The sequence below is a fragment of the Marinospirillum celere genome (assembly GCF_900112235.1).
In the GTDB taxonomy this organism is placed as follows: Bacteria; Pseudomonadota; Gammaproteobacteria; order Pseudomonadales; family Halomonadaceae; genus Marinospirillum; species Marinospirillum celere.
This window is the reverse complement of the sequence record NZ_FOLH01000003.1, coordinates 263,754-283,862: the sequence shown is the minus strand read 5'-3', so window position 1 is coordinate 283,862 and position 20,109 is coordinate 263,754. Positions and strand designations below refer to the sequence as shown.

The window sequence follows — 20,109 nt, the reverse complement described above, 5'->3', positions numbered from 1 at the left end:
AGAAAATGCCAATCACCGTCTTGGTGGTTGATGATTCAGGTTTTTTTCGACGCAGGGTCTGTGAACTCCTGGAAACAGATCCGCGGCTCAAGGCCATAGGTACTGCAGCAAATGGCCGTGAAGCTGTAGAAAAAACACTGGAGCTGAAACCTGATGTGATCACCATGGATTATGAGATGCCCGTTATGGATGGTATCTCAGCCGTGCGTGAGATCATGGCCAGGCAACCGACTCCGGTATTAATGTTTTCTTCGCTAACGCATGAGGGTGCAAGGGTTACCCTGGATGCTCTGGAAGCCGGTGCAGTTGACTATCTTCCCAAAAATTTTGAAGACATTTCCCGTAATACCGAGAAGATGGCCAAGGTGCTCTGTGACCGGGTTATCACAGTCGCACGTAGCCAGGCTTCATCTGCACCGGCAAGCCGGCCCCAGGTGGCTTCTCGGCAGGCGCTCAAATCACCTGGCGCTGAATCAGCAGAAATCGCAAAATCACGTCCATCGCTGCATGACCGTATAGCCGCTCGCCGTGAAGAAGCCCGTAAAAAACAGGAACAGCAGCTTGCCGAAAAGGCAGATGCCAAATCACGGCTGGCTCCTGCTGTTAAGCCCAAAGCTCAGCCGCGCCATTTTTCGCTGGTGATGATAGGTACCTCAACAGGGGGGCCTATGGCTTTGCAAACGGTATTAACCCGCTTGCCTGCTGATTTTCCTGCACCTTTGGTATTAATTCAGCATATGCCCTCTACATTTACGGGCGCTTTTGCCGAAAGACTTAACAGCCTTTGTAAGATTAGAGTCAAGGAAGCTGAAGATGGTGACCTTCTAAAGCCGGGTCTGGCATTATTGGCACCAGGCGGAAAGCAGTTGATGGTTGATAAACGCAATGGTGGCAGCGTTAGAGTCCTTCCGGGTGATGAGCGCTTGAATTATAAGCCTTGTGTTGATGTAACCTTTGGTTCCGCGGCCAAGGTTTTTCCTGGTAAGGTTTTGGCATTGGTCTTAACGGGAATGGGCGCAGATGGTCGAGAAGGGGCAAGAATGCTCAAAGAGACAGGTTCAGTCATCTGGGCACAAGATGAAGCCAGTTCGGTGATCTACGGAATGCCCATGGCTGTTGCCAAGGCTAACTTGGCAGAAGAAATAATAAATCTTGCGGATATAGCCGACAAGTTAACCAGTGATGTCACCTGACGCAGGTGGTCAACAGGAGTTGAAACGGGTATGCATGTCTGGGCGGTTGCTAATCAAAAAGGTGGAGTTGGTAAAACAACAACTGCCGTAACCCTCGGGGGTATCCTTGCTGACCGTGGTCATCAGGTGCTTCTGCTGGATCTGGACCCGCATGGGTCCCTCACCAGTTATTTTAAATATGACCCTGACAGTGTTGAAAAGAGTGTGTATGACCTCTTTCAGCATAAGCAGGTCCCTGAAGACCTGCCGGCCAGTCTTTTGCTGGATACTGGCCATGATCGATTAAAAATTATTGCCGCCTCTACAGCCCTGGCGACTCTTGAGCGCCAGATGAGCGGTAAAGGGGGCATGGGGTTGGTGGTGGCCAAATCCCTGGCTCAGCTGTGGAACAGGTTTGATTATGTTTTGATTGACAGCCCCCCAGTTTTGGGGCTCTTGATGATCAATGCTTTAGCCGCCTGCGAGCAGCTGATTATTCCGGTGCAAACGGAATTCTTGGCGATTAAGGGCCTGGAGCGGATGATGCGCACCTTGAAAATGATTAACAAGGCGCGCAAACAGGCTCTTCCTTATACTGTCGTGCCCACACTTTATGATCGGCGTACCCAGGCCTCGATTCAAAGTTTGCGGTTGCTGAGAAATACCTATGGCGATGTCATTTGGCACTCAATGGTTCCTGTGGATACCAAGTTTAGGGATGCCAGTGTTGCTGGGATGCCTGCTTCGATGTTGGATCCCGAAAGCCGTGGCGTTCATGCCTATAGTGTGCTGCTCAAGTTTTTACAGGAAAAAGAAGGTGAAGCACGTCGTGCTGCTAGCCCTGAGGGGAGAGGTGCTCAATGAGTTGGCATGAAACTCCTCAACAAGCGATTGAAGGCTATTTGGAAGCCTTGTTGCGGGATGATGGCCAGGATTTTGAAGACGAGGCTTTGGAGCAGGATACTGAGCGAGCCCCGGCAAGACGCGAAGAATCGTTTCAGGGCCGTCATTTAAGTGACTCTATGGCCAGAGCCAAGCAGCTTGCAGAACCCGAAGTTGCAGCACCCAAGACACAACTGGATGAAGCAGAACCCACACCCCAGGTATTGATGCCGGAGCTGAAATTTGCGCCGCCTGAACCTGAAGTTGAACCTGAGCCCGAACCAGTCGCGACTCCTGAACCTGTTGCCAAGCCTAAGCCAGCAGAGCCGGAAGTTGCTAAACCCGTTCCACCGGCTCCCGCTCCGCCTAAAGAAGATCAGGTGCCTGACCAGCCACCCAGCCCCCCAGGTTGGAAAAATGGCAGACCTGTTTGGGCGCAGGAACGCTTTGAATGCCTGCTGTTTAAAGTTAAAGGCCTAACTTTGGCCGTTCCTCTGGTTGAGCTGGGTGGCATTATCAAGATAGACCGGGAACCAACCCCTTTGTTTGGCCAGCCTGACTGGTTTATGGGGATGTTGCGTGCCAATGATATGAATGTCTGTATGGTGGATACTGCTCAGTGGGTGCTGCCGTCAGCTTTAATAGAAAAACATCCGGAACCCTATCAACTGATTATTCGTATTCATGATAGTGTTTGGGGGTTGGCCTGCAATGAAGTGGACCGCTCTATTTCCCTGGAGCCGGATCAGGTCCGCTGGCGTACTTCCTTGGGCAAACGTCCCTGGCTTGCGGGTACTGTGATTGAGCATATGTGTGCATTAATTGATGTGGCTGCCTTTGACCGTTTGCTAAAAGAAGGCCACGGTCAAATGGAACCAGCCAATTTGAGTGCGTTAAAACAGTTGGATACTGAGTAAACTTGGCTACTGGCTACTGTTTTTATGCTCAGAGGTGTATTAGCATAGTAATTTATGGGTGTGTGTCCCAACTGAACTGAAGGATTGAACCATGTCTAGCCCACAAAAGATTCAGGCTGAAAGTACCTCAGATCCGGTACTTCAGTATGTAACCTTCCGTCTGGCTGAAGAAACCTACGGAATCAACGTGATGATGGTGCAGGAAGTTCTGCGCTATACCGAAATTGCGCCTGTTCCCGGTGCCCCAGATTATGTCCTGGGAATTATTAACCTCCGGGGTAATGTGGTGACCGTGATAGATACCCGTCAGCGTTTTGGTTTGATGCCTGGCGAGGTTTCTGATGCAACCCGTATTATGATTATTGAAGCTGACCAGCAGGTGGTTGGGATCATGGTTGATTCGGTTGCTGAAGTGGTTTACCTCAAACAATCCGAAATTGAAACCGCCCCTAACGTCGGCAATGAAGAAAGTGCCAAGTTTATTCAGGGTGTTTGTAATAAGAATGGCGAGCTGCTTATTCTTGTTGAGCTGAATAAACTCATGTCTGATGAAGAGTGGTCAGAACTGGCGGCTCTCTGATGTCTACGCCCTCTTGGTTTGAGTTGGCTGCCCTGGTGCTGGCCTTTTGTGGACTAGGCTTGGCACTATTGGCCTTTGCGCATATTCGCAGGCTCAAGGGGCGTCTTGATGAGGCTCGTCATGAGACCCATCTGCTAATCAAGGCGTTGCGCAATGAAAGCCATGCGATGGGCAGCGGTGCCATAGGGATGGGGCATCGTCTTGTCGAAGTTGAAAAACGCCTTAACTCAACTGTTGAGCGCCAAATGGAAATGGAGCAGCGGGATCCGGGCAGTCTGCCCTATGCTTATGCTGTTCGTCTGGTTGAAATGGGTGCCAGTGTTGATGACTTGGTCAATAATTGTGGCCTGGCACGAGTAGAAGCTGAACTCATTACTTTGGTGCACACTGAACTCAAGGCCCAGCGCGATGCTCCTGATCGTGAAGAGCACTATTCCATCAACTAGGTGGCGTCTTGCTTTTCAGGGTGTCCAGGTCGTAGACAAATGCCAGCACCTCGGCAATTGCCATATATAAAAGTTCAGGTATTTCTTCACCCAATTCCAGGTGGGCCAGGGCAGCTGCTAGATAGGCATCTTCATAAAGCGGAATATCATGCTCTTCAGCCAGAGCAATAATCTTCTCAGCAATTTCCGCACATCCCTTGGCGGTCAGCCGGGGCGCACCTAAACCGTCATACTGTAAAGCAAGAGCCCGTTTGGGTTGCGGCTTTCTATCAGGGTTAAGGCGCATCATTAAATCTCCGTATCGATAATCTGTTGGGGGTGGCGGTGCAGAAAGGGCTGAGGTGGCTTGCCAAGATGGCACTCAACCCGGTCAACTTCAGCACCGAGGCGTCTAAGTCGGGCTTCCAGCAGGCCAACTTGCTGACGCATCGGCTCCCAGGCCTCTTTGGCTTCAACAAAAACATCAGCTTTTAATTGACCTGCCGTTAGTTTCAGCCGGGTATGAACCCGTCCCCAGGTATGCAGATCAAAGCTTAATTGAACTTCCCAGCTGCGGGTTTTACGCGCCGCTTCTTTTGCATTGGCTTCAGCGTCCTTCTCTTCTATCCAGCGCCGGATTTCCAGCTGCGCCTGAAACCAGTCGCCGCGAACACTATAGGGTAAATCCATCTGAACAACCTGGGCAGGTTGCCCTCGTTCATGACTGACCTGAGTCGCCTGCAAGCTACTTTGTTGTAGAACCTGGATGCGGGCCTGGGCGGCATCCAGCTGGCGTCCCAGCTGTTGATTGACCTGCTGATTACCTTGCTGGAAAGAGGCTTGAGAGCGCAGTTGGGCACTGGCTTGCTGCAATAAAAACTTGAGGTCTGCCTGTAATTGCGAAGGAGGAGCACCTCGGGCCATGCTGGCTTCCATCAGCAGACCGCTTAGAGGGAGGAAGGTCTGCAGTTGCTGGCTGGTTGGCGTCCGGTCACCCTGGGGAATGAGCTTTAGAATATGGCCCAGATGAGCTTGCAGGCTGGAAGCCGGCGAGGTGTTGTTGCTAGAGGCTGCTGGCTGTTGGGTCAGGGGAGCAGGGTTGTTAGGGGCAGTGGGGCTGGGTGTTTGTCTGGGCAGCTGAGCAGTCAATTGGCTGAGCTGTTGTAGCGACTGGCTTAAAGGGGCCTGGCGGGGTAGCGCTAAGCGCAGCTGAGCGCTAGCCGTTTGCAACAGGCTTTGTAAACTGGCCGGTTCACTGCGACTGCTGGTGTTCTGGCTGCTGGCTTGCAAACTGGCGAGCAATTGCAAGGCTTCCTGATTGAGTGGCGTTAGTTCCAGTCGAGTAGAGGCATCAGGGCGATTGATCTGAATTTCCTGTCCGGGTTGCAAGGGCTGGCTGGTAATGACATCCAGGCGTTGGCCGCCGGGCAGGTTGAGTTGGGTTAGATAGCTTGCCGGGTTCTGGCTGGTGACCGGGGTTAGGGTTTGACTGGTGATGACCTGGCCGATCAGGGTTTGACTTGGGTTGATGGGCAGTGGTGAGCCGGTTTGCGGCTGAGCGCTTAGGCTGGGCAGTTGACTGATTACTTGGCTAAGGCGCTGAGCAGTCAGGGCTTCTGGCGATAGCTGTGTCAACAGGCGTACTTCAACCTGCCCTTTGGCACGTCCTTGAAGGTGAAGCTGCTGACCCTCTGGTAAGGGACGCTCCAGTCTAAGCGTCAGTTGCTCGCCGGAGGTTAGCTGGACCTGCACCCGGTAACCCTGTCCATCACGGCTGGCTTCGCTGGAGGTCACCTGGGCACCAGCAGCTTGTCCGGCCGGAAGCTGAGCTCGACCTTCGCTAATAGTACCCCTAATGGTGGGTGGTGGGTTTCTGTTGCTATCAGCCTGGCTTACTGCGTTGGGTGACAACCCCTGCATAGCCCCTCTCCAATATCTGTAGCCGGACGGTGTTGTCTGGCAGATTAAGCAGGATCATAGTAAAGTGTGCGCCTGAATTGAACTCTCTTTAAGTAAGGGTATTAACCTTCAATGTCCATTGCGCCCTCTCCGCCATCAATTCTATCTGTTCGGCAGTTAAGCTGCGAGAGAGATGAGCGGCTGCTGTTTTCAGGTTTGGATTTTGACCTCTACCCAGGTGAATTGTTGCAGTTAGAGGGCCCCAACGGGGTAGGCAAGACCAGCCTGATGCGCCTTTTGGCCGGTTTTCTGCCTGCCAGTGGGGGGCGCATCTATTGGCAGGGTAAACCTGTAGAAGGCTGCTGGGAAGAAATGCATCAAGCGCTGCTTTTTATTGGCCACCTTGCCGGTATTAAAGCAGAACTCACTCCCCTTGAGAATTTACACTGGTTTGCTGCTCTTGAAGGTGGGCAAGAGGAAGAAGACCTTGAAGAGGCCTTGAGTCGAGTTGGCCTGGCAGGTTTTGAAGATCAACCCTGTCAGCAGCTTTCCGCAGGACAAAAACGCCGGGTGGCCTTGGCCCGCTTGCTGTTTACCCGACGCTCTCTATGGCTGCTGGATGAGCCCTTTACTGCCTTGGACAAACAGGGCGTCGCCGCTATGGAGCACCTTTTGGTTGAACATGCGCAAGCAGGCGGTACGGTTATTTTGACCAGTCACCATGCACTGGAACAACTGACCGGCTTAAGGAAAATCCATTTGGGTGCTCCTCAGGCTGGTGTTAAGGAAGCCATTCATGAATAAGCCTGCTGCGGCTTTTTGTCGCTTAAAGCAAAAACCTGCGAACTTGCCAGGTCTTTTTGCTGTCTTTAAAGCAGCTTTGGGGCGTGAGTGGCGAATGCAGGTCAGGCGTCGGGGTGATTTGGTTAACCCCCTGGTGTTTTTTGCGCTGGTGGTGGTTCTCTTTCCGCTGGGCATTTCACCTACTGAGGATATCCTCGCCCCTGTAGCGCCAGGTGTACTTTGGGTGGCAGCTCTTTTGGCAACCTTAATGTCTCTGGATGCCCTGTTCAGGCCAGACTTGTTGGATGGCTCCCTTGAGCAACAGCTAGTCACAGGCTATCCGCTGGCCCCTCTGGCACTGGCTAAACTGGGCGTTCACTGGTTGTTGTCGAGCCTGCCCTTGATCTTGCTTTCGCCTTTTTTGGGGATCATGCTCTACCTGCCCTGGGAAGCTCAGGGCGTGATGATGCTGGCCTTGTTGCTGGGTAGCTTGGCTTTGAGCCTGGTGGGTGCCATAGGTGCAGCTTTAACGGCTGGGGTTGGCAAATCAGGGGTTTTGATGACGCTGCTGGTGTTGCCCTTTTATATACCTGTGCTGATTTTTGGAACCGGCGCAATGCAAGCAGCAATCAGTGGTGGCTCGGCCATGGCTCACTTGTCACTTTTGGGTGCTTTGGCTGCTTTGGCGATTACCCTGGCTCCCTGGGCCATAGCAGCGGGCCTTAAAATTGCTGTTTCGGGCGAATAAATTAAAAAATGCGACTTGCTGTGTTGAGGTAGTTAACGTGTGGAAATGGCTTAAAACCCTCTATCACCGTCTGGGTTCTCCCAAATGGTTTTACCAGATTACCGGGAGCTGGCTACCCTGGTTTGCTGGGGCTGCTGTCGTCTTTCTAGGTGTGGGCCTGGTTTGGGGCTTGGCCTTTGCACCTGCAGATTATCAACAGGGCAATAGTTTTCGGATTATCTACATCCATGTACCAGCCGCCTTCTTGGCCCAATCAGTTTATATCATGATGGCTGTTGCCGGTGTGGTGCTCCTGGTCTGGAAGATGAAAATGGCCGACGTGGTTGCCCAGTCTTTGGCACCCTTTGGTGCAACCATGACCTTTCTAGCCCTGTTAACAGGTGCTATTTGGGGAGTTCCTACCTGGGGAACCTGGTGGATGTGGGATGCACGGCTGACTTCGATGCTGATTTTGTTCTTCTTGTATTTAGGGGTAATCGCTTTACGCGAAGCCCTGCAACCTCAGGAAGTGGCTGCCAAAGCCTGTGCGCTCTTGGCCATTGTTGGGGTCATCAATATTCCCATCATCAAGTATTCGGTGGACTGGTGGTATACCCTGCATCAGCCAGCCACCTTTACCCTTACTGAAAAGCCTGCGATGCCTGCTTCCATGTGGGTTCCCTTGCTGATTATGCTGTTGGGCTTCTATGCGCTGTTGGGGTGGTCTGTGATTCTCAGAGCACGTGCCGAGGTTCTCAAGCGGGAATATAAAGCCGGTTGGGTGAAAGAATTATTGCAACGGAAGTGAACCATGTATTTCGATAGCTTGTCCGACTTCTTCAATATGGGGGGCCATGCCCTTTATGTGTGGAGTGCTTTCGCAATTAGTCTGCTGCTGATGCTTCTCAATATTATTTTGCCCTGGTGGAACTTCAAGGCAACCCGCCTGCAATTGCAGCGTCAATTGCGGCGCGAAGCCAAGCAACAAGCTAATTCTTCTATCACTGAGCAACAAGGTGAGCAAGTATGACACCCAAAAGAAAGCAAAAACTCTGGCTGCTGGGTCTGATGTTGGTGGGTATTTCGCTGGCTGTTGGCCTGACACTCAATGCCTTGAGCGCCAATATCAATCTGTTCTACGCGCCCACCCAGATAGCAGCGGGTGATGCGCCTAAGGATCGTCAAATTCGAGCTGGCGGAATGGTTGTTGAAGGCAGTGTGAAAAGAGATCCCGACAGTCTCTTGGTACGCTTTGCAGTGACTGATCATAATGAAGATATTTGGATTACTTATGACAAGATACTTCCTGACCTCTTTCGTGAAGGTCAAGGGGTTGTTGCTGTGGGTCATTTGAATGATCAGAACGAACTGGTCGCCTCTCAGGTTCTGGCGCGTCATGATGAAAACTATATGCCGCCAGAAGTTGCCGAAGCCTTAAAAGCAGCGGGCAAGATGCCTGACCACTCTCCTTTCGCCAAAAAGAATTCTTCTGACGACTACTAAAAACGACTGGGTGTACTTTTGATGGATATACTCTATTTACCGGAGCTGGGGCAGTTTGCCCTGATTCTCGCCCTGGTTATGGCCAGTGTTCAAGCACTGATGCCCCTTGCAGGTAGCATGACTCGCCAGCCACTGTGGCTGGCCTATGCGCAACCTGCTGCCTGGGCCCAGTTTGCCCTGCTAACGGTCAGTTTTGCATTTCTGACGGCTAGTTTCCTGGTTGATGATTTTAGTGTCGCCTATGTTGCCAACAACTCCAATTCAGCTCTGCCCTGGTATTACAAGTTCAGTGCAGTTTGGGGGGCGCATGAAGGTTCACTTTTGCTCTGGTTGTGGATACTGGCTGGCTGGACCTTTGCCGTCAGTCTGTCCAAGGGGTTACCGGTAGAAGTTTTGGCTCGTGTGCTTTCAGTACTCGGATTTGTCAGCATTGGTATGATGCTGTTTGTGATATTGACATCCAATCCCTTTGATCGTTATCTGCCCCGTATTCCGACCGATGGGGCTGATTTGAACCCTCTGCTTCAGGACCCCGGCCTTATTTTCCACCCGCCCATGCTCTATATGGGCTATGTTGGCTTTGCGGTGACTTTTGCCTTTGCTTTGGCTGCTCTGTGGAGTGGTAAGCTGGATACGGCTTGGGCCAGATGGTCACGTCCCTGGACATCTGTGGCCTGGGCTTTTCTGACTGCCGGTATTGCCCTGGGCTCCTGGTGGGCCTACTACGAACTCGGCTGGGGCGGCTGGTGGTTCTGGGACCCTGTTGAAAATGCTTCCCTGCTTCCCTGGCTTCTGGGTACAGCATTGATGCATACCCTGGCTGTAACAGAAAAGCGGGGACTCTTTAAGAGTTGGACGGTTCTACTTGCCATAGCGACCTTCTCAACCAGTTTACTAGGCTTTTTCCTGGTACGTTCTGGTGTACTCAATTCCGTTCATGCCTTTGCCAATGATCCTGATCGGGGGCTGTTCCTCCTGATGCTACTAGGGGCCACTATAGGCTTGTCCCTGCTTGTTTATGCACTGCGCGTGCCGACCCTGAAAGCCAGAGCCAGCTATTCGTTGATTTCCAAAGATGTCTTTTTGCTGGCCAACAATGTCATTCTCGTGGTGGCAACCCTAACGGTTCTTTTGGGAACCGTGTACCCCTTGATTATGGATGCGCTGAATCTTGGTAAGATTTCGGTAGGCCCTCCCTACTTTAATGCGCTTTTTGTCCCCCAGATGCTGTTGCTTGGTGTGTTTATGGGTCTGGGCCCCTTAACCGACTGGAAATCCATGCGTCTGGATAAGCTCAGGAAAAAAATCTGGCTGGCCGGTGCAATTACCTTGGTGCTGGGCTTTGCAGTTCTACCCTGGGTCTATGATGGTAGCTGGAATCTTTGGGTTGCCTTGGGTCTGACACTGGTTTTGTGGATTGTCACCACTACCTTCCGAGACATGTGGGAGACCTCACGTACCAAGAAAGGCTGGAAAGGAATTACCCTCAGCCGTTGGGGCATGTATGGAGGGCACCTGGGCGCTGCTTTGATCGTGCTGGGTGTGACCATGGTTTCCAACTATGGCGAAGAGCGTGATGTTCGCATGGCGATCGGTGAGCCTGTGACAGTGAAGGGCTATGAATTTACTCTGGTTTCGCTGGGTGAGCGCGAAGGCCCTAACTTTTCAGCCGATACAGCCGTTGTGGAAATGCGTAATCCCAACGGTCGTCTGCAAAGAACCTTCCGCCCTGAAAAGCGCATGTATCACGTTAGGGGCATGCCCATGACTCAGGTTTCCATTGATTGGGGTCCCTTGAAGGATATCTATGTTGCCATGGGTGAACCCGTTGCGGATGATGCCTATGCTATGCGTATTCATTACAAGCCTTTTGTGCGTTGGATCTGGTGGGGCTCATTTATTGCTGGGCTGGCAGCTATTCTGGCCGTGATGGATCGTCGTTACCGGATTCGTGTGCCTGAAGCCTCAGGTGATAAGTTGACCCAGGCCAGGCAGGCAGATTGATTCGGAGCTGAAAGATGAAACGTGCATTGCTTTTCTTGCCTTTGATTATTTTTATGGGTTTGGGTGTCTTCCTTTACAAAGGCTTGGGGATGGATCCATCGGCCAGGGAATCCGCTTTGCTCAATAAGCCTTTGCCTGAGTTTTCCATGCCTCGCCTGGATAATGAAGAGCTGAAAGTAACCCGTGACGATTTGCTGGGTGAAGTCTTTCTAATCAATGTTTGGGGTAGCTGGTGTCCTGCCTGCTATGAAGAACATGATGAAATTCTGCGCCTGGCCAAAGAAGGAGTTCCTGTTGTTGGACTTAACTATAAGGATGAGCGCCCTAAGGCTTTTAGATACCTGAGCCAGTTGGGTAATCCTTATACAGTCAATCTTTATGAGCCAGATGGCGTACGTGCTTTGGCTTTTGATCTGGGTGTTTATGGAGCCCCAGAAACCTTTTTGATCGACAAGGAAGGTATTGTTCGCTATCACGTATCCGGTGAAATTACGGCCCGGATGGTTGATGAAGTTATCCTTCCGGAGGTGCGCAAATGGCAAAACGCTTACTAATTGCTCTAATGCTGCTCTGGATAGCCCCGTTAAGTCATGCGGCTATTGAGCTTTATGATTTCAGCAGTGAAGAAAAAAGAGCCAGGTTTCATGAGCTGGGTGCTGTTCTGCGCTGCCCCATGTGTGAAAACCAAAGCATCATCGATTCTGAGTCACCCAGTGCCTTTGATATGCGCCAGGAACTCTATCGATTGCTCGAAGAAGGCTATACCGATGATGAGGTTTTTGAATACTTGAAATCGCGTTTTGGTGAATTTATTCACTATCGCCCGCCGGTTCGCCAGGATACCTGGCTACTCTGGTTTTTGCCTCCTGTCTTAATTGTGGGCGGCCTTTTGCTGTTGGTATTTTTGGCAAGGTCACGCAGCAAAGAAGATCCGCCGGGCACCGGAGAATCTCTTTCTGAACGTCAACTGAAGCTGAAGAAGATTCTTGAGCTGGATTCGGAACAAACATCAACATCCAATTCTAAGGGTTCCTCATGACTGGATTATGGATCGGTATGGTCCTGTTGGCAGTGTTGACCGCACTTTTTCTGATTTGGCCGGCACTGCGCAGGGAAAAACTCACAGAGCAGCTCCTTGCCCAACAAAATGCAAGACAGTTGGCCAACATCGATATTTACAAGCAAAAGCTGGCACAGTTGGAACAAGACCTTGAAGAAGGTCTGATCGAGCAAGAAGACTACCCGCTTTACAAACGGGAAATTGAAGATCTGCTGTTGGATGATGCTGACGGGCAAACCAGCAAGCCCTGGCAGCTGCCTGGCAAGAAAATGGTCATCGCAGGCATTGTTCTGGTGATGGGCGCAGGCCTTTCAAGTGGTTGGTTTGTGTATACTCAGGTGGGTTATGCGCCTGCTTTGCAAACCTATTTTTCCCAGCAGGAATTGATTCGAGAAGGCCAGCAGGATTTTGGTAGCCTCCTGCGTCGTTTGGAAGAAACGGTGAAGGCTAATCCTGACGATATCGAAGGCTGGTCGCTTCTTGGGCGTATTTATATGGATATGGGCCGCCTGGAAGACGCTGCCGACGCCATGAGTGAGCTGCTTAGAATACGCGGACCCAATGCCCGCCTTTTGGCACAAAAAGCCCAGGCACTCTACTTTGCTGACGGTAATGTCATCAGCTCACGGGTTCAGGATTTGATTGATCAGGCCAGAGAGCTGGATGCCAATGAACCCGCTGTGATGAGTCTGTTGGGGATGGCAGCCTACCAGCAGCAGGAATGGGATGATGCCCGCCGCTACTGGGAAAGAGCACTACGTCGTGTTGATAGTGCCGATGCCCGCCAATCGCTGCGTGAAGGTATTAATGAAACGCGTGAGCGCCTGGGTATGGAGCCACTGGATGAAGAAGGCCCTGGTTTTACGGTTAGTGTTAGCCTGAGTAATGCAGCCAGCCTTTTGGTTGATCCACGGGCTACGGTTTTTATCTTTGCTCACCCTCAAGGACAAAGTGGCGGTGCGCCAGTTGCAGTAACCCGTGTTCGCGTTTCTGATTTGCCAGCCACCATCTTTTTGAGTGATCAGCATGCCATGACCAGCGATAACAACCTGTCATCTGCTGAAGAGGTAGTGATCCAGGCCAGGGTTTCTCACTCGGGTCAACCTCAGGCTCAAGAAGGCGATTGGCAGGGTCAAACAGAAGTTTTGGAAGTGCGGGGTCAGCAACGGGTTGAGGTGGAGATCAACCAGCAACTACAATAGCGGCTGTTAACCACCGGCACGGACAGGCATGCGGCTAAAATCCATCAAGCTGGCGGGGTTCAAATCCTTTGTGGACCCCACCACGGTAAGCTTTAAAAGCAATATGACAGCAATTGTCGGGCCTAATGGCTGCGGCAAGTCTAATGTCATCGATGCAGTCCGTTGGGTGATGGGTGAGTCCTCAGCCAAATACCTGCGCGGCGAATCTATGACGGATGTCATTTTTAATGGCTCGCGTAATCGTAAACCGGTGGGGCAGGCCTCCATCGAACTCCTGTTCGATAATTCCGAAGGCAAGCTGGGCGGCGCCTACGCCCAGTATGCTGAAATTTCGGTCAAGCGTGTGGTCACCCGTGATGCCCAATCCAACTACCTTCTCAATGGCAGTAAATGCCGCCGACGTGATATAACCGACCTGTTTCTGGGCACCGGTCTGGGTGCCCGCAGCTACGCGATCATTGAACAGGGTATGATTTCACGCTTGATAGAGGCACGTCCCGAAGAGCTGCGTGTTTATCTGGAAGAAGCAGCCGGTATTTCCAAGTACAAGGAAAGAAGGCGGGAAACCGAAAATAGAATCAGACGGACTCAAGACAACCTTGAGCGGCTGGAAGATGTGCGTGAAGAGCTGGGCCGCCAATTGGAGCGTCTGGGACGCCAGGCAGAAGCAGCCCGCCGCTACCAGCAGCTCAAAGCTAATGAGCGTAAATATAAATCTGAATTGGCGGTCTTGCGCTGGCGTGAAGCCGATCAGCGCCTAGTGAGTGTGCTTGAACAGATTGCTGAATATGAACTCCAGCAGGAAGCCTGCCTGGCCAAACTGCGCCAGGGTGAAGCCCGCCTGGAAGCCAGCCGCGAGCGCCAAGCCGCAGCCAGCGAACACCTGGATACCTCTCAACAGCAGCTAACCTCAACCAGTGCTCAAATTGCACGACTTGAACAAGGCCTGCAGCATCGTCAGCAGCGGGAACGCCAACTGCAGCAAGAGCTGGAAACTCTGGCGCTTGAAAAGCAACAAGCGCATCAAGAGCTGGAGCAAGACCAGGAAGAACTGGAACAACTACAGCAGCAACTAGAAGACGTTCAGCCACTGCTGGAAGAAAGAATCGAGGCCGAAGCTTTAGAGCAGGAAAAGCTGGATCAGGTGGAAACAGCCCTGCATCAGTTGGACCTCAGTTGGGAAGCCTTTTTAAGCCGTATCGAAAAAGATCAAAGTCAGGCCACTCTGGCTCAGGCCCGAATCCAGCAGCATGAGCGAAGTCTGCAAAGCCTGCGTGAGCGGCTGCAACGCTTAACAGAAAACCAACGTCTACTGCCTTCCTCTGAAGAAACAGAGCAGCAGCTTGCCAAGTTGCAACTTGAACAGGAAAGCCTGGAAGCACGTCGACAACAGCTGGATGATGAAGAAGAACAGCTGAACGCTGACAAAGAAGCGCTTCACCAGCAGCTACAACAGCTGCGTTTAAGCAGTCAACAGCAAGCGACCCGCCTACAACAGCAGCAGGGCCGACTTGCCTCACTGGAAGCTTTACAACAAGCTGAGCTGGAAGGCCAGGATGCTGAGCTGGACTCCTGGCTGGAAGAGCGTGAACTGAACTCCTGGCCGCGTCTAGGCGAGCTGCTGGATGTCGAACCTGGCTGGGAAAAAGCCGTTGAAACCTGTTTGCTGGGCGAAATGGCAGCCCTTATGTCTTCTGTGCCCTTGGACAAAGACTGGATACAGGAATTGGTTGACCTGCCCTCAGGTGACCTCAAAATCTACACCAGCCATGCTGCTGGCTCTCTGGAGGTTTCTACCCAGAGCCTCTTGGCTAAAATACGCTCTTTAACCACCTTGCCTATGAGTTTGCAGCGGCATTTAAATGCGATTCAAACCTGTGAGAATCTGGCTGCTGCCTGGGCTCAGCGTAACCATCTTCAACCGGGACAAAGCCTGGTCACACCCCAGGGTGAACGAGTCTTTGCGGACGGTCTTCTCCTCCAGGCCAACCGAGCCAGATCAACCGGCGTGCTGGCGCGCCAACAGGAAATTCGCCAGCTGCATGAAAGCAACGAACTGCTTGAAGAAGAGGGGCAGGAATTAAAAGAACAGGAAAGCCAACTTCAGGAAGAGCTGCAAACCAAGGAAGCAAGACTTCAAGAGCTAGTCCAAGTGCGCAAACCCTTGCAGCAACAAAGCAGTGAGCTGGCCAGCCAGGTCGCCAGCCTTGAGGCCCGTCTGGATTCGGCGCAAGAGCGGCACGAACAGTTAACTGAAGAGCGGCAGCTTCTGGAAGAAGAGCAGCAGCAGTTGCTGGAGACTCTGCAAGAGGACCGGGAAGTCTGGCAGGAAGCCCTGCTTAAAGTTGAAGCCAACAGCGAAGAACGCGAACAACAACAAGAGCAGAGAGAGCAGCTGCGTTTAGAACGTGACCAAAAACGCCAGCTGGTCAAGCAACAGCAACTGGCTTTGCAGGAAGTCAAAATCAAACAACAGCAGCTGATTACTTCAGAGGCCGCGGCCAGGCAAGCCCTGCAACGCTTACAACAGCAGTTGGCCAGCCATGCTGAAAAACATCAGCAGCTGACCCAGGAACTCTTAGCTGCCAGAGAACCGGGTGATGAACAAATGGAGCAGCTGGAAGAGCTGCTTGCCCAACACCAGCAGCAGGAAGAAGAAGTTCAAAAGCTCCGTCAGCAACAGCAAGAGGCTCAAGAAGAGCAGCGTCTTCTCGAACAGGAACGGGGGCAGCAGGATCGGGAACTGGACCGACTCCGCCACCTGCTCGAACAGGAAAGACTGCAACAACAAGGCCTGATGGTGAAAAGGGACAACCATCTGGAAACCCTGCGTGAACAGGAGTTAAGTCTCAAGGAAGTATTGGAAACCCTACCCGAAGAGGCAATCGAATCGCGTTGGCAACATGAGCTGGAAGATACGCAAGCGCGCATCAAACGTCTGGGTGCGATTAATCTCGCGGCCATTGAGGAGTACGATCAGCAGTATGAGCGCAAAAGCTATCTGGATGCCCAGCATGAAGAGTTAACTTCTGCCTTGCAGACTCTGGATCAAGCGATCCGCCGGATTGACCGGGAAACCCGGCTTCGCTTCAAGGAAACTTTTGAAAAGGTTAACAGTGGACTCCAGGAGCTTTTTCCCCGAGTTTTTGGTGGTGGCACAGCCTGGCTGCAACTGACCGGTGATGACCTCCTGGAAACGGGAGTGGCCATCATGGCGCGTCCTCCCGGGAAAAAGAATGCAACCATTCACCTGCTTTCCGGTGGTGAAAAGGCCCTGACCGCCCTGGCCCTGGTTTTCTCAATTTTTGAACTCAATCCAGCCCCTTTTTGTATGCTGGATGAAGTTGATGCGCCCTTGGATGATGCCAACGTAGGGCGCTATGCCCGCTTGGTGCGTGAGATGTCTGAACGCATTCAGTTTATCTACATTACCCACAACAAACAGGCCATGGAAAGTGCTGAGCAACTGATGGGTGTTACCATGCAGGAGCCAGGTGTCTCCCGTTTGGTGACAGTTGACCTTGAAGAAGCTTCTGCTATGGTTGCCAGCTAGTTTTTTTGCTGTAAGCAGGTGCACAAAATTGCTAATATTATGCTAATGACCTTTTTGTAAGTTGGTGTTCACTTTTTTATATTTCAGGGGCTGAATTTTTATATGGGTTTGCAAGAAGGGTTGATACTGCTGGGGGTAGCGGTTTTCCTGCTGATACTACTTGATGCTCTTCGCCGCAAACGTGCAGCTGCTCGCCGTGATTTCGAAGACCATGAAGATCCTGAAGAGCAGGCGCGTAGGGAACAGCTGGCTCGTGAACTTCCAGGCCTTGACGACCCTGACGTTAAGAAAACCCGCAAGGATCTCGATCCGCTGTTTGATGATATCGATATCTTTGATGATGACCCTATTCCTGTCCTCCGTAAAAGCGTGCAACTGGATGAAGAGCCTGAACAGCAAGCCACGCCCGAGAGTTTTGATGACTGGGACGAGCCTTTCGAAGAACAGGAACCGCCAGCTAGCCCGATGACCGTTGAAGAAGTTCGGCGCCTGTTTGAAAGAGACCCTGAATTTGATGCCGAAGCCAGGCGTTCAGCACAGGAAATCAGTCAACAGGTGGAGGCAGCGACTTCAGAAATTGCTGAAACAGCCAGTGTCCAAGAAACCGTTGAACCTAAAGAGCCGGAAGAGGTTTATCAAGACCTGGTGGATATAGAACCCCCGGCTGTCAGTGATCCGGTTCCCGTTGAAAGTCACGAAGAGCCACCCCTTGAAGAGCCTGCTGCTGAGCCTCAATTTGAACCTGAAGCTCCTGAGCCTGAACAGGAAGAGGTTGAGGACTTGCGGACCTCCTTACTGGTCAGCCTGGAACAGCTGGCCTGGGGGAAAGCTGAAGAGTTTCTGACTATCAATATCAATGCCCGGGCAGATTTGCCATTTGAAGGTCACAAGCTGGCCTATTTGATGGACATGATAGGTATGCAGTTGAGCGCTTCCGGCTTTTTCCACTATGTCGACGACAAGTCAGAAGAGCCGGTTCTGGGTTATTCCATGGTCAATATGTTCAGCCCGGGCACTTTCAATAAAGAAACCCTGGATGACTTCAGCACTCACGGCGTGGTGCTGGTGATGGCCTTGCCCAACTCCCGAAAACCCCAGGCCATTTTTGAGCGGATGCTGGAAACGGCACGAGTATTTGAGCGCAACTGGGGAGCCGAACTTCAGGATGAACAACGCAGTAACCTGACTCTGCAAACCATAGAGCATTACCGTCAGCGCATTCAGGAGTTTGAACGCAAGACGCGATTAAAAGAAATCAAGGCTCAAAAAGCCAACAAATAATCAGTAAACCCTTGCGAATTTAATATGACAACCTCGGCTAGCCAGGAACGCCTGCAACAACTCCGCGAGCAGCTTCACCTGCACAACCATCGCTACTATGTACTGGATGATCCCAGTATCCCGGATGCTGAATATGATCGCCTTTTTCAGGAGCTTCAGCAACTGGAAGCCCAGCACCCTGAATGGGTAACTCCCGATTCTCCGACCCAGCGGGTTGGTGCAGCGCCTTTGAGTCACTTTCCAGAAGTACGCCACCAGGTGCCCATGCTGTCGCTGGGTAATGTCTTTGATGATGCCAGTTTGCAGGCCTTCGTCAAACGGCTACAGGAAGCGCTTCAGGATCGCGGTCGGTTGCTTGAGTCCCCTGAGTTTTGCTGTGAACCCAAGTTGGACGGTCTGGCCGTCAGCCTGACTTATCAACAAGGGGTTTTGGTGCAGGGCGTCACGCGCGGGGATGGGCAGAGCGGGGAAGGGATTACCGAAAACCTGAAAACGATCAAATCGATTCCTCTGCGTTTACAGGGTAGTCCACAAGACTGGCCAGAATTGCTGGAGGTTAGGGGTGAAGTTTATATGCCCCGAGCAGCCTTTGAAGCCATGAATGACAAGGCCAGAGAAGCAGATGACAAGGTCTTTGCCAATCCCCGTAATGCAGCTGCTGGCAGCCTGCGTCAATTGGATCCGCGTATTACCGCCACCCGTCCGTTGGAGTTTACCGCCTATCAGCTGGCCCGAGTGAGTGATGAACAGGCTGCAACCAGCCACTATCAGGCCATGCAGCAACTCGCTGCCTGGGGCTTTAAAATCAGCAGTGAACTTGCCGTAGTGAAGGGTTATACCGGGCTGAAAGACTATTGTGATCAACTGGCCGAAAAACGTGACCAACTGCCCTTTGACATTGATGGTGCGGTTCTTAAACTCAATGATCTGCGCCTACAGGCCGAGCTGGGCTTTCGGGCTCGTGAACCCCGTTGGGCCACAGCCTACAAGTACCCGGCTCAAGAAGAAACAACCCGTCTTTTGGATGTTGAATTTCAAGTGGGTCGTACCGGAGCGGTAACCCCGGTTGCCCGCCTGGATCCGGTTCAGGTGGCTGGCGTCACTGTTTCCAACGCGACCCTGCACAATATGGATGAGGTGGCGCGCCTGGATGTACGTATTGGCGATCAGGTGATCGTGCGCAGGGCGGGTGATGTAATTCCCCAAATCGTCAAGGTAATCCTTGAACAACGCCCTGATGATGCCCAAGTAATTAAAGTCCCCAGCGAATGCCCCGTTTGTGCTTCCCATGTTGAGAGAGCCGAAGGTGAAGCCGTTTATCGCTGCACCGGGGGGCTTTACTGTGCCGCTCAGCGTAAAGAAGCCCTCAAACATTTTGCCAGTCGCAAAGCCCTAGATATTGAAGGTCTGGGCGACAAACTGATAGACCAGTTGGTGGAAAAGGAGTGGGTGAAAACACCTGCTGATCTTTATCATTTAACACTGGAGCAGTTGGCCAGCCTGGAGCGCATGGCAGAAAAATCAGCAAGCAACCTGCTTAAAGCCTTGCAAGCCAGTAAAGAAACCACCTTGCCGCGTTTTATTTATGCCTTGGGCATTCGTGAAGTTGGCGAAGCCACAGCCGCCAATCTGGCACGTTACTTCGGCAATCTGGATGCTCTGATGCAGGCTAGTGAAGAACAGCTTTTGGAAGTTGACGATGTTGGGCCTATCGTTGCCCAACACCTGCGTGCTTTTTTTGAAGAGCCGCACAATCAAGCCATTATTCAGCAATTGACCAGCCCTGCTGGAACAGAGATACAAGGGGCTGGTATCCACTGGCCAGAAACCCAGCAGCGTCGTGAAGACCTGCCCTTGGCTGGCCAGACCTGGGTGCTGACCGGCAGCCTGGAAAGCCTGACCCGTGATCAGGCCAAAGAACGCCTGGAAGCCCTGGGAGCCAAGGTTTCTGGTAGTGTTTCCAAGAAAACCAGCCAACTGGTTGCCGGAGAAGCCGCAGGCTCTAAACTGACCAAGGCTGAATCCTTAGGTGTTCCAGTAATGGATGAGGCAGCTCTGCTCGACCGACTGGCAGAGCTGGAAGCTTGATCGCGTCGGCCAGCACAAAAAAGGCCACCGCGT

19 protein-coding genes are annotated in these 20,109 nt (G+C 52.1%); 17 read left to right on the top strand and 2 right to left on the bottom strand.

What is annotated here, in order from left to right; genetic code table 11:
* Window positions 1–5: 5 nt before the first annotated feature.
* The 5 genes from BM185_RS08395 (at window position 6) to BM185_RS08375 (ending at window position 3,997) form a co-directional block, all read left to right on the top strand.
* Window positions 6–1,193, top strand: a complete 1,188-nt coding sequence (locus tag BM185_RS08395; protein ID WP_091962747.1) for a protein-glutamate methylesterase/protein-glutamine glutaminase — start codon at window positions 6–8, stop codon at window positions 1,191–1,193.
* A 30-nt stretch (window positions 1,194–1,223) separates the two neighbouring features.
* Window positions 1,224–2,036, top strand: coding sequence for a ParA family protein (locus BM185_RS08390; RefSeq protein ID WP_091962035.1), 813 nt, complete (start codon window positions 1,224–1,226; stop codon window positions 2,034–2,036).
* Window positions 2,033–2,971 (top strand): chemotaxis protein CheW, encoded by a 939-nt coding sequence (locus BM185_RS08385; protein WP_091962033.1) that lies wholly within the window; start codon window positions 2,033–2,035, stop codon window positions 2,969–2,971. The genes BM185_RS08390 and BM185_RS08385 overlap by 4 nt, the downstream gene beginning before the upstream one ends.
* 91 nt (window positions 2,972–3,062) lie before the next feature.
* Entirely contained in the window at window positions 3,063–3,551 is a 489-nt protein-coding gene (locus BM185_RS08380; RefSeq protein WP_091962030.1) for a chemotaxis protein CheW, read from the top strand.
* Window positions 3,551–3,997 (top strand): DUF2802 domain-containing protein, encoded by a 447-nt coding sequence (locus tag BM185_RS08375; protein ID WP_091962027.1) that lies wholly within the window; start codon window positions 3,551–3,553, stop codon window positions 3,995–3,997. The genes BM185_RS08380 and BM185_RS08375 overlap by 1 nt, the downstream gene beginning before the upstream one ends.
* On the opposite strand, the gene BM185_RS08370 is transcribed toward BM185_RS08375, so the two are convergent.
* Window positions 3,990–4,286 carry an EscU/YscU/HrcU family type III secretion system export apparatus switch protein gene (locus BM185_RS08370; RefSeq protein ID WP_245751736.1) on the bottom strand — a complete coding sequence of 99 codons (297 nt, stop codon included), beginning with the start codon at window positions 4,284–4,286 and terminating at the stop codon, window positions 3,990–3,992. The two genes, BM185_RS08375 and BM185_RS08370, sit on opposite strands and share 8 nt — an antisense overlap.
* On the bottom strand, window positions 4,286–5,896 hold the full coding sequence (gene fliK, locus BM185_RS08365; protein ID WP_091962024.1) for a flagellar hook-length control protein FliK: 1,611 nt from the start codon (window positions 5,894–5,896) through the stop codon (window positions 4,286–4,288). The genes BM185_RS08370 and fliK overlap by 1 nt, the downstream gene beginning before the upstream one ends.
* A 111-nt stretch (window positions 5,897–6,007) precedes the next feature.
* Here fliK and ccmA point away from each other — a divergent pair, with 111 nt between their 5' ends.
* From ccmA to ligA, 12 genes are all read left to right on the top strand, one after another.
* Complete coding sequence (gene ccmA / locus BM185_RS08360; RefSeq protein ID WP_091962021.1) at window positions 6,008–6,679, top strand: cytochrome c biogenesis heme-transporting ATPase CcmA; 672 nt, start codon at window positions 6,008–6,010, stop codon at window positions 6,677–6,679.
* Window positions 6,672–7,406, top strand: coding sequence for a heme exporter protein CcmB (gene ccmB, locus BM185_RS08355; RefSeq protein WP_091962017.1), 735 nt, complete (start codon window positions 6,672–6,674; stop codon window positions 7,404–7,406). Before ccmA ends, ccmB begins: the two co-directional genes overlap by 8 nt.
* Before the next feature lie 37 nt (window positions 7,407–7,443).
* Window positions 7,444–8,193 carry a heme ABC transporter permease gene (locus BM185_RS08350; protein ID WP_091962014.1) on the top strand — a complete coding sequence of 250 codons (750 nt, stop codon included), beginning with the start codon at window positions 7,444–7,446 and terminating at the stop codon, window positions 8,191–8,193.
* A gap of 3 nt (window positions 8,194–8,196) precedes the next feature.
* A complete protein-coding gene (ccmD, locus tag BM185_RS08345) occupies window positions 8,197–8,415 on the top strand; it encodes a heme exporter protein CcmD (RefSeq protein ID WP_091962011.1) in 219 nt (72 codons plus the stop codon).
* Window positions 8,412–8,888: a cytochrome c maturation protein CcmE gene (gene ccmE, locus BM185_RS08340; RefSeq protein WP_091962009.1), complete on the top strand. Its 477-nt coding sequence runs from the start codon at window positions 8,412–8,414 to the stop codon at window positions 8,886–8,888. Before ccmD ends, ccmE begins: the two co-directional genes overlap by 4 nt.
* Before the next feature lie 21 nt (window positions 8,889–8,909).
* A complete protein-coding gene (locus BM185_RS08335; RefSeq protein WP_091962006.1) occupies window positions 8,910–10,892 on the top strand; it encodes a heme lyase CcmF/NrfE family subunit in 1,983 nt (660 codons plus the stop codon).
* Between the two features lie 14 nt (window positions 10,893–10,906).
* On the top strand, window positions 10,907–11,446 hold the full coding sequence (locus BM185_RS08330) for a DsbE family thiol:disulfide interchange protein (protein WP_091962004.1): 540 nt from the start codon (window positions 10,907–10,909) through the stop codon (window positions 11,444–11,446).
* Window positions 11,428–11,931, top strand: coding sequence for a cytochrome c-type biogenesis protein (locus BM185_RS08325; protein ID WP_091962001.1), 504 nt, complete (start codon window positions 11,428–11,430; stop codon window positions 11,929–11,931). The genes BM185_RS08330 and BM185_RS08325 overlap by 19 nt, the downstream gene beginning before the upstream one ends.
* A complete protein-coding gene (ccmI, locus tag BM185_RS08320; RefSeq protein WP_091961998.1) occupies window positions 11,928–13,154 on the top strand; it encodes a c-type cytochrome biogenesis protein CcmI in 1,227 nt (408 codons plus the stop codon). The genes BM185_RS08325 and ccmI overlap by 4 nt, the downstream gene beginning before the upstream one ends.
* A 28-nt stretch (window positions 13,155–13,182) precedes the next feature.
* Window positions 13,183–16,707, top strand: coding sequence for a chromosome segregation protein SMC (gene smc / locus BM185_RS08315; RefSeq protein WP_091961995.1), 3,525 nt, complete (start codon window positions 13,183–13,185; stop codon window positions 16,705–16,707).
* Between the two features lie 102 nt (window positions 16,708–16,809).
* Window positions 16,810–17,988 (top strand): cell division protein ZipA, encoded by a 1,179-nt coding sequence (locus tag BM185_RS08310; RefSeq protein ID WP_091961993.1) that lies wholly within the window; start codon window positions 16,810–16,812, stop codon window positions 17,986–17,988.
* A 24-nt stretch (window positions 17,989–18,012) separates the two neighbouring features.
* Window positions 18,013–20,076, top strand: coding sequence for an NAD-dependent DNA ligase LigA (ligA, locus tag BM185_RS08305; protein ID WP_091961990.1), 2,064 nt, complete (start codon window positions 18,013–18,015; stop codon window positions 20,074–20,076).
* Window positions 20,077–20,109: the final 33 nt, after the last annotated feature.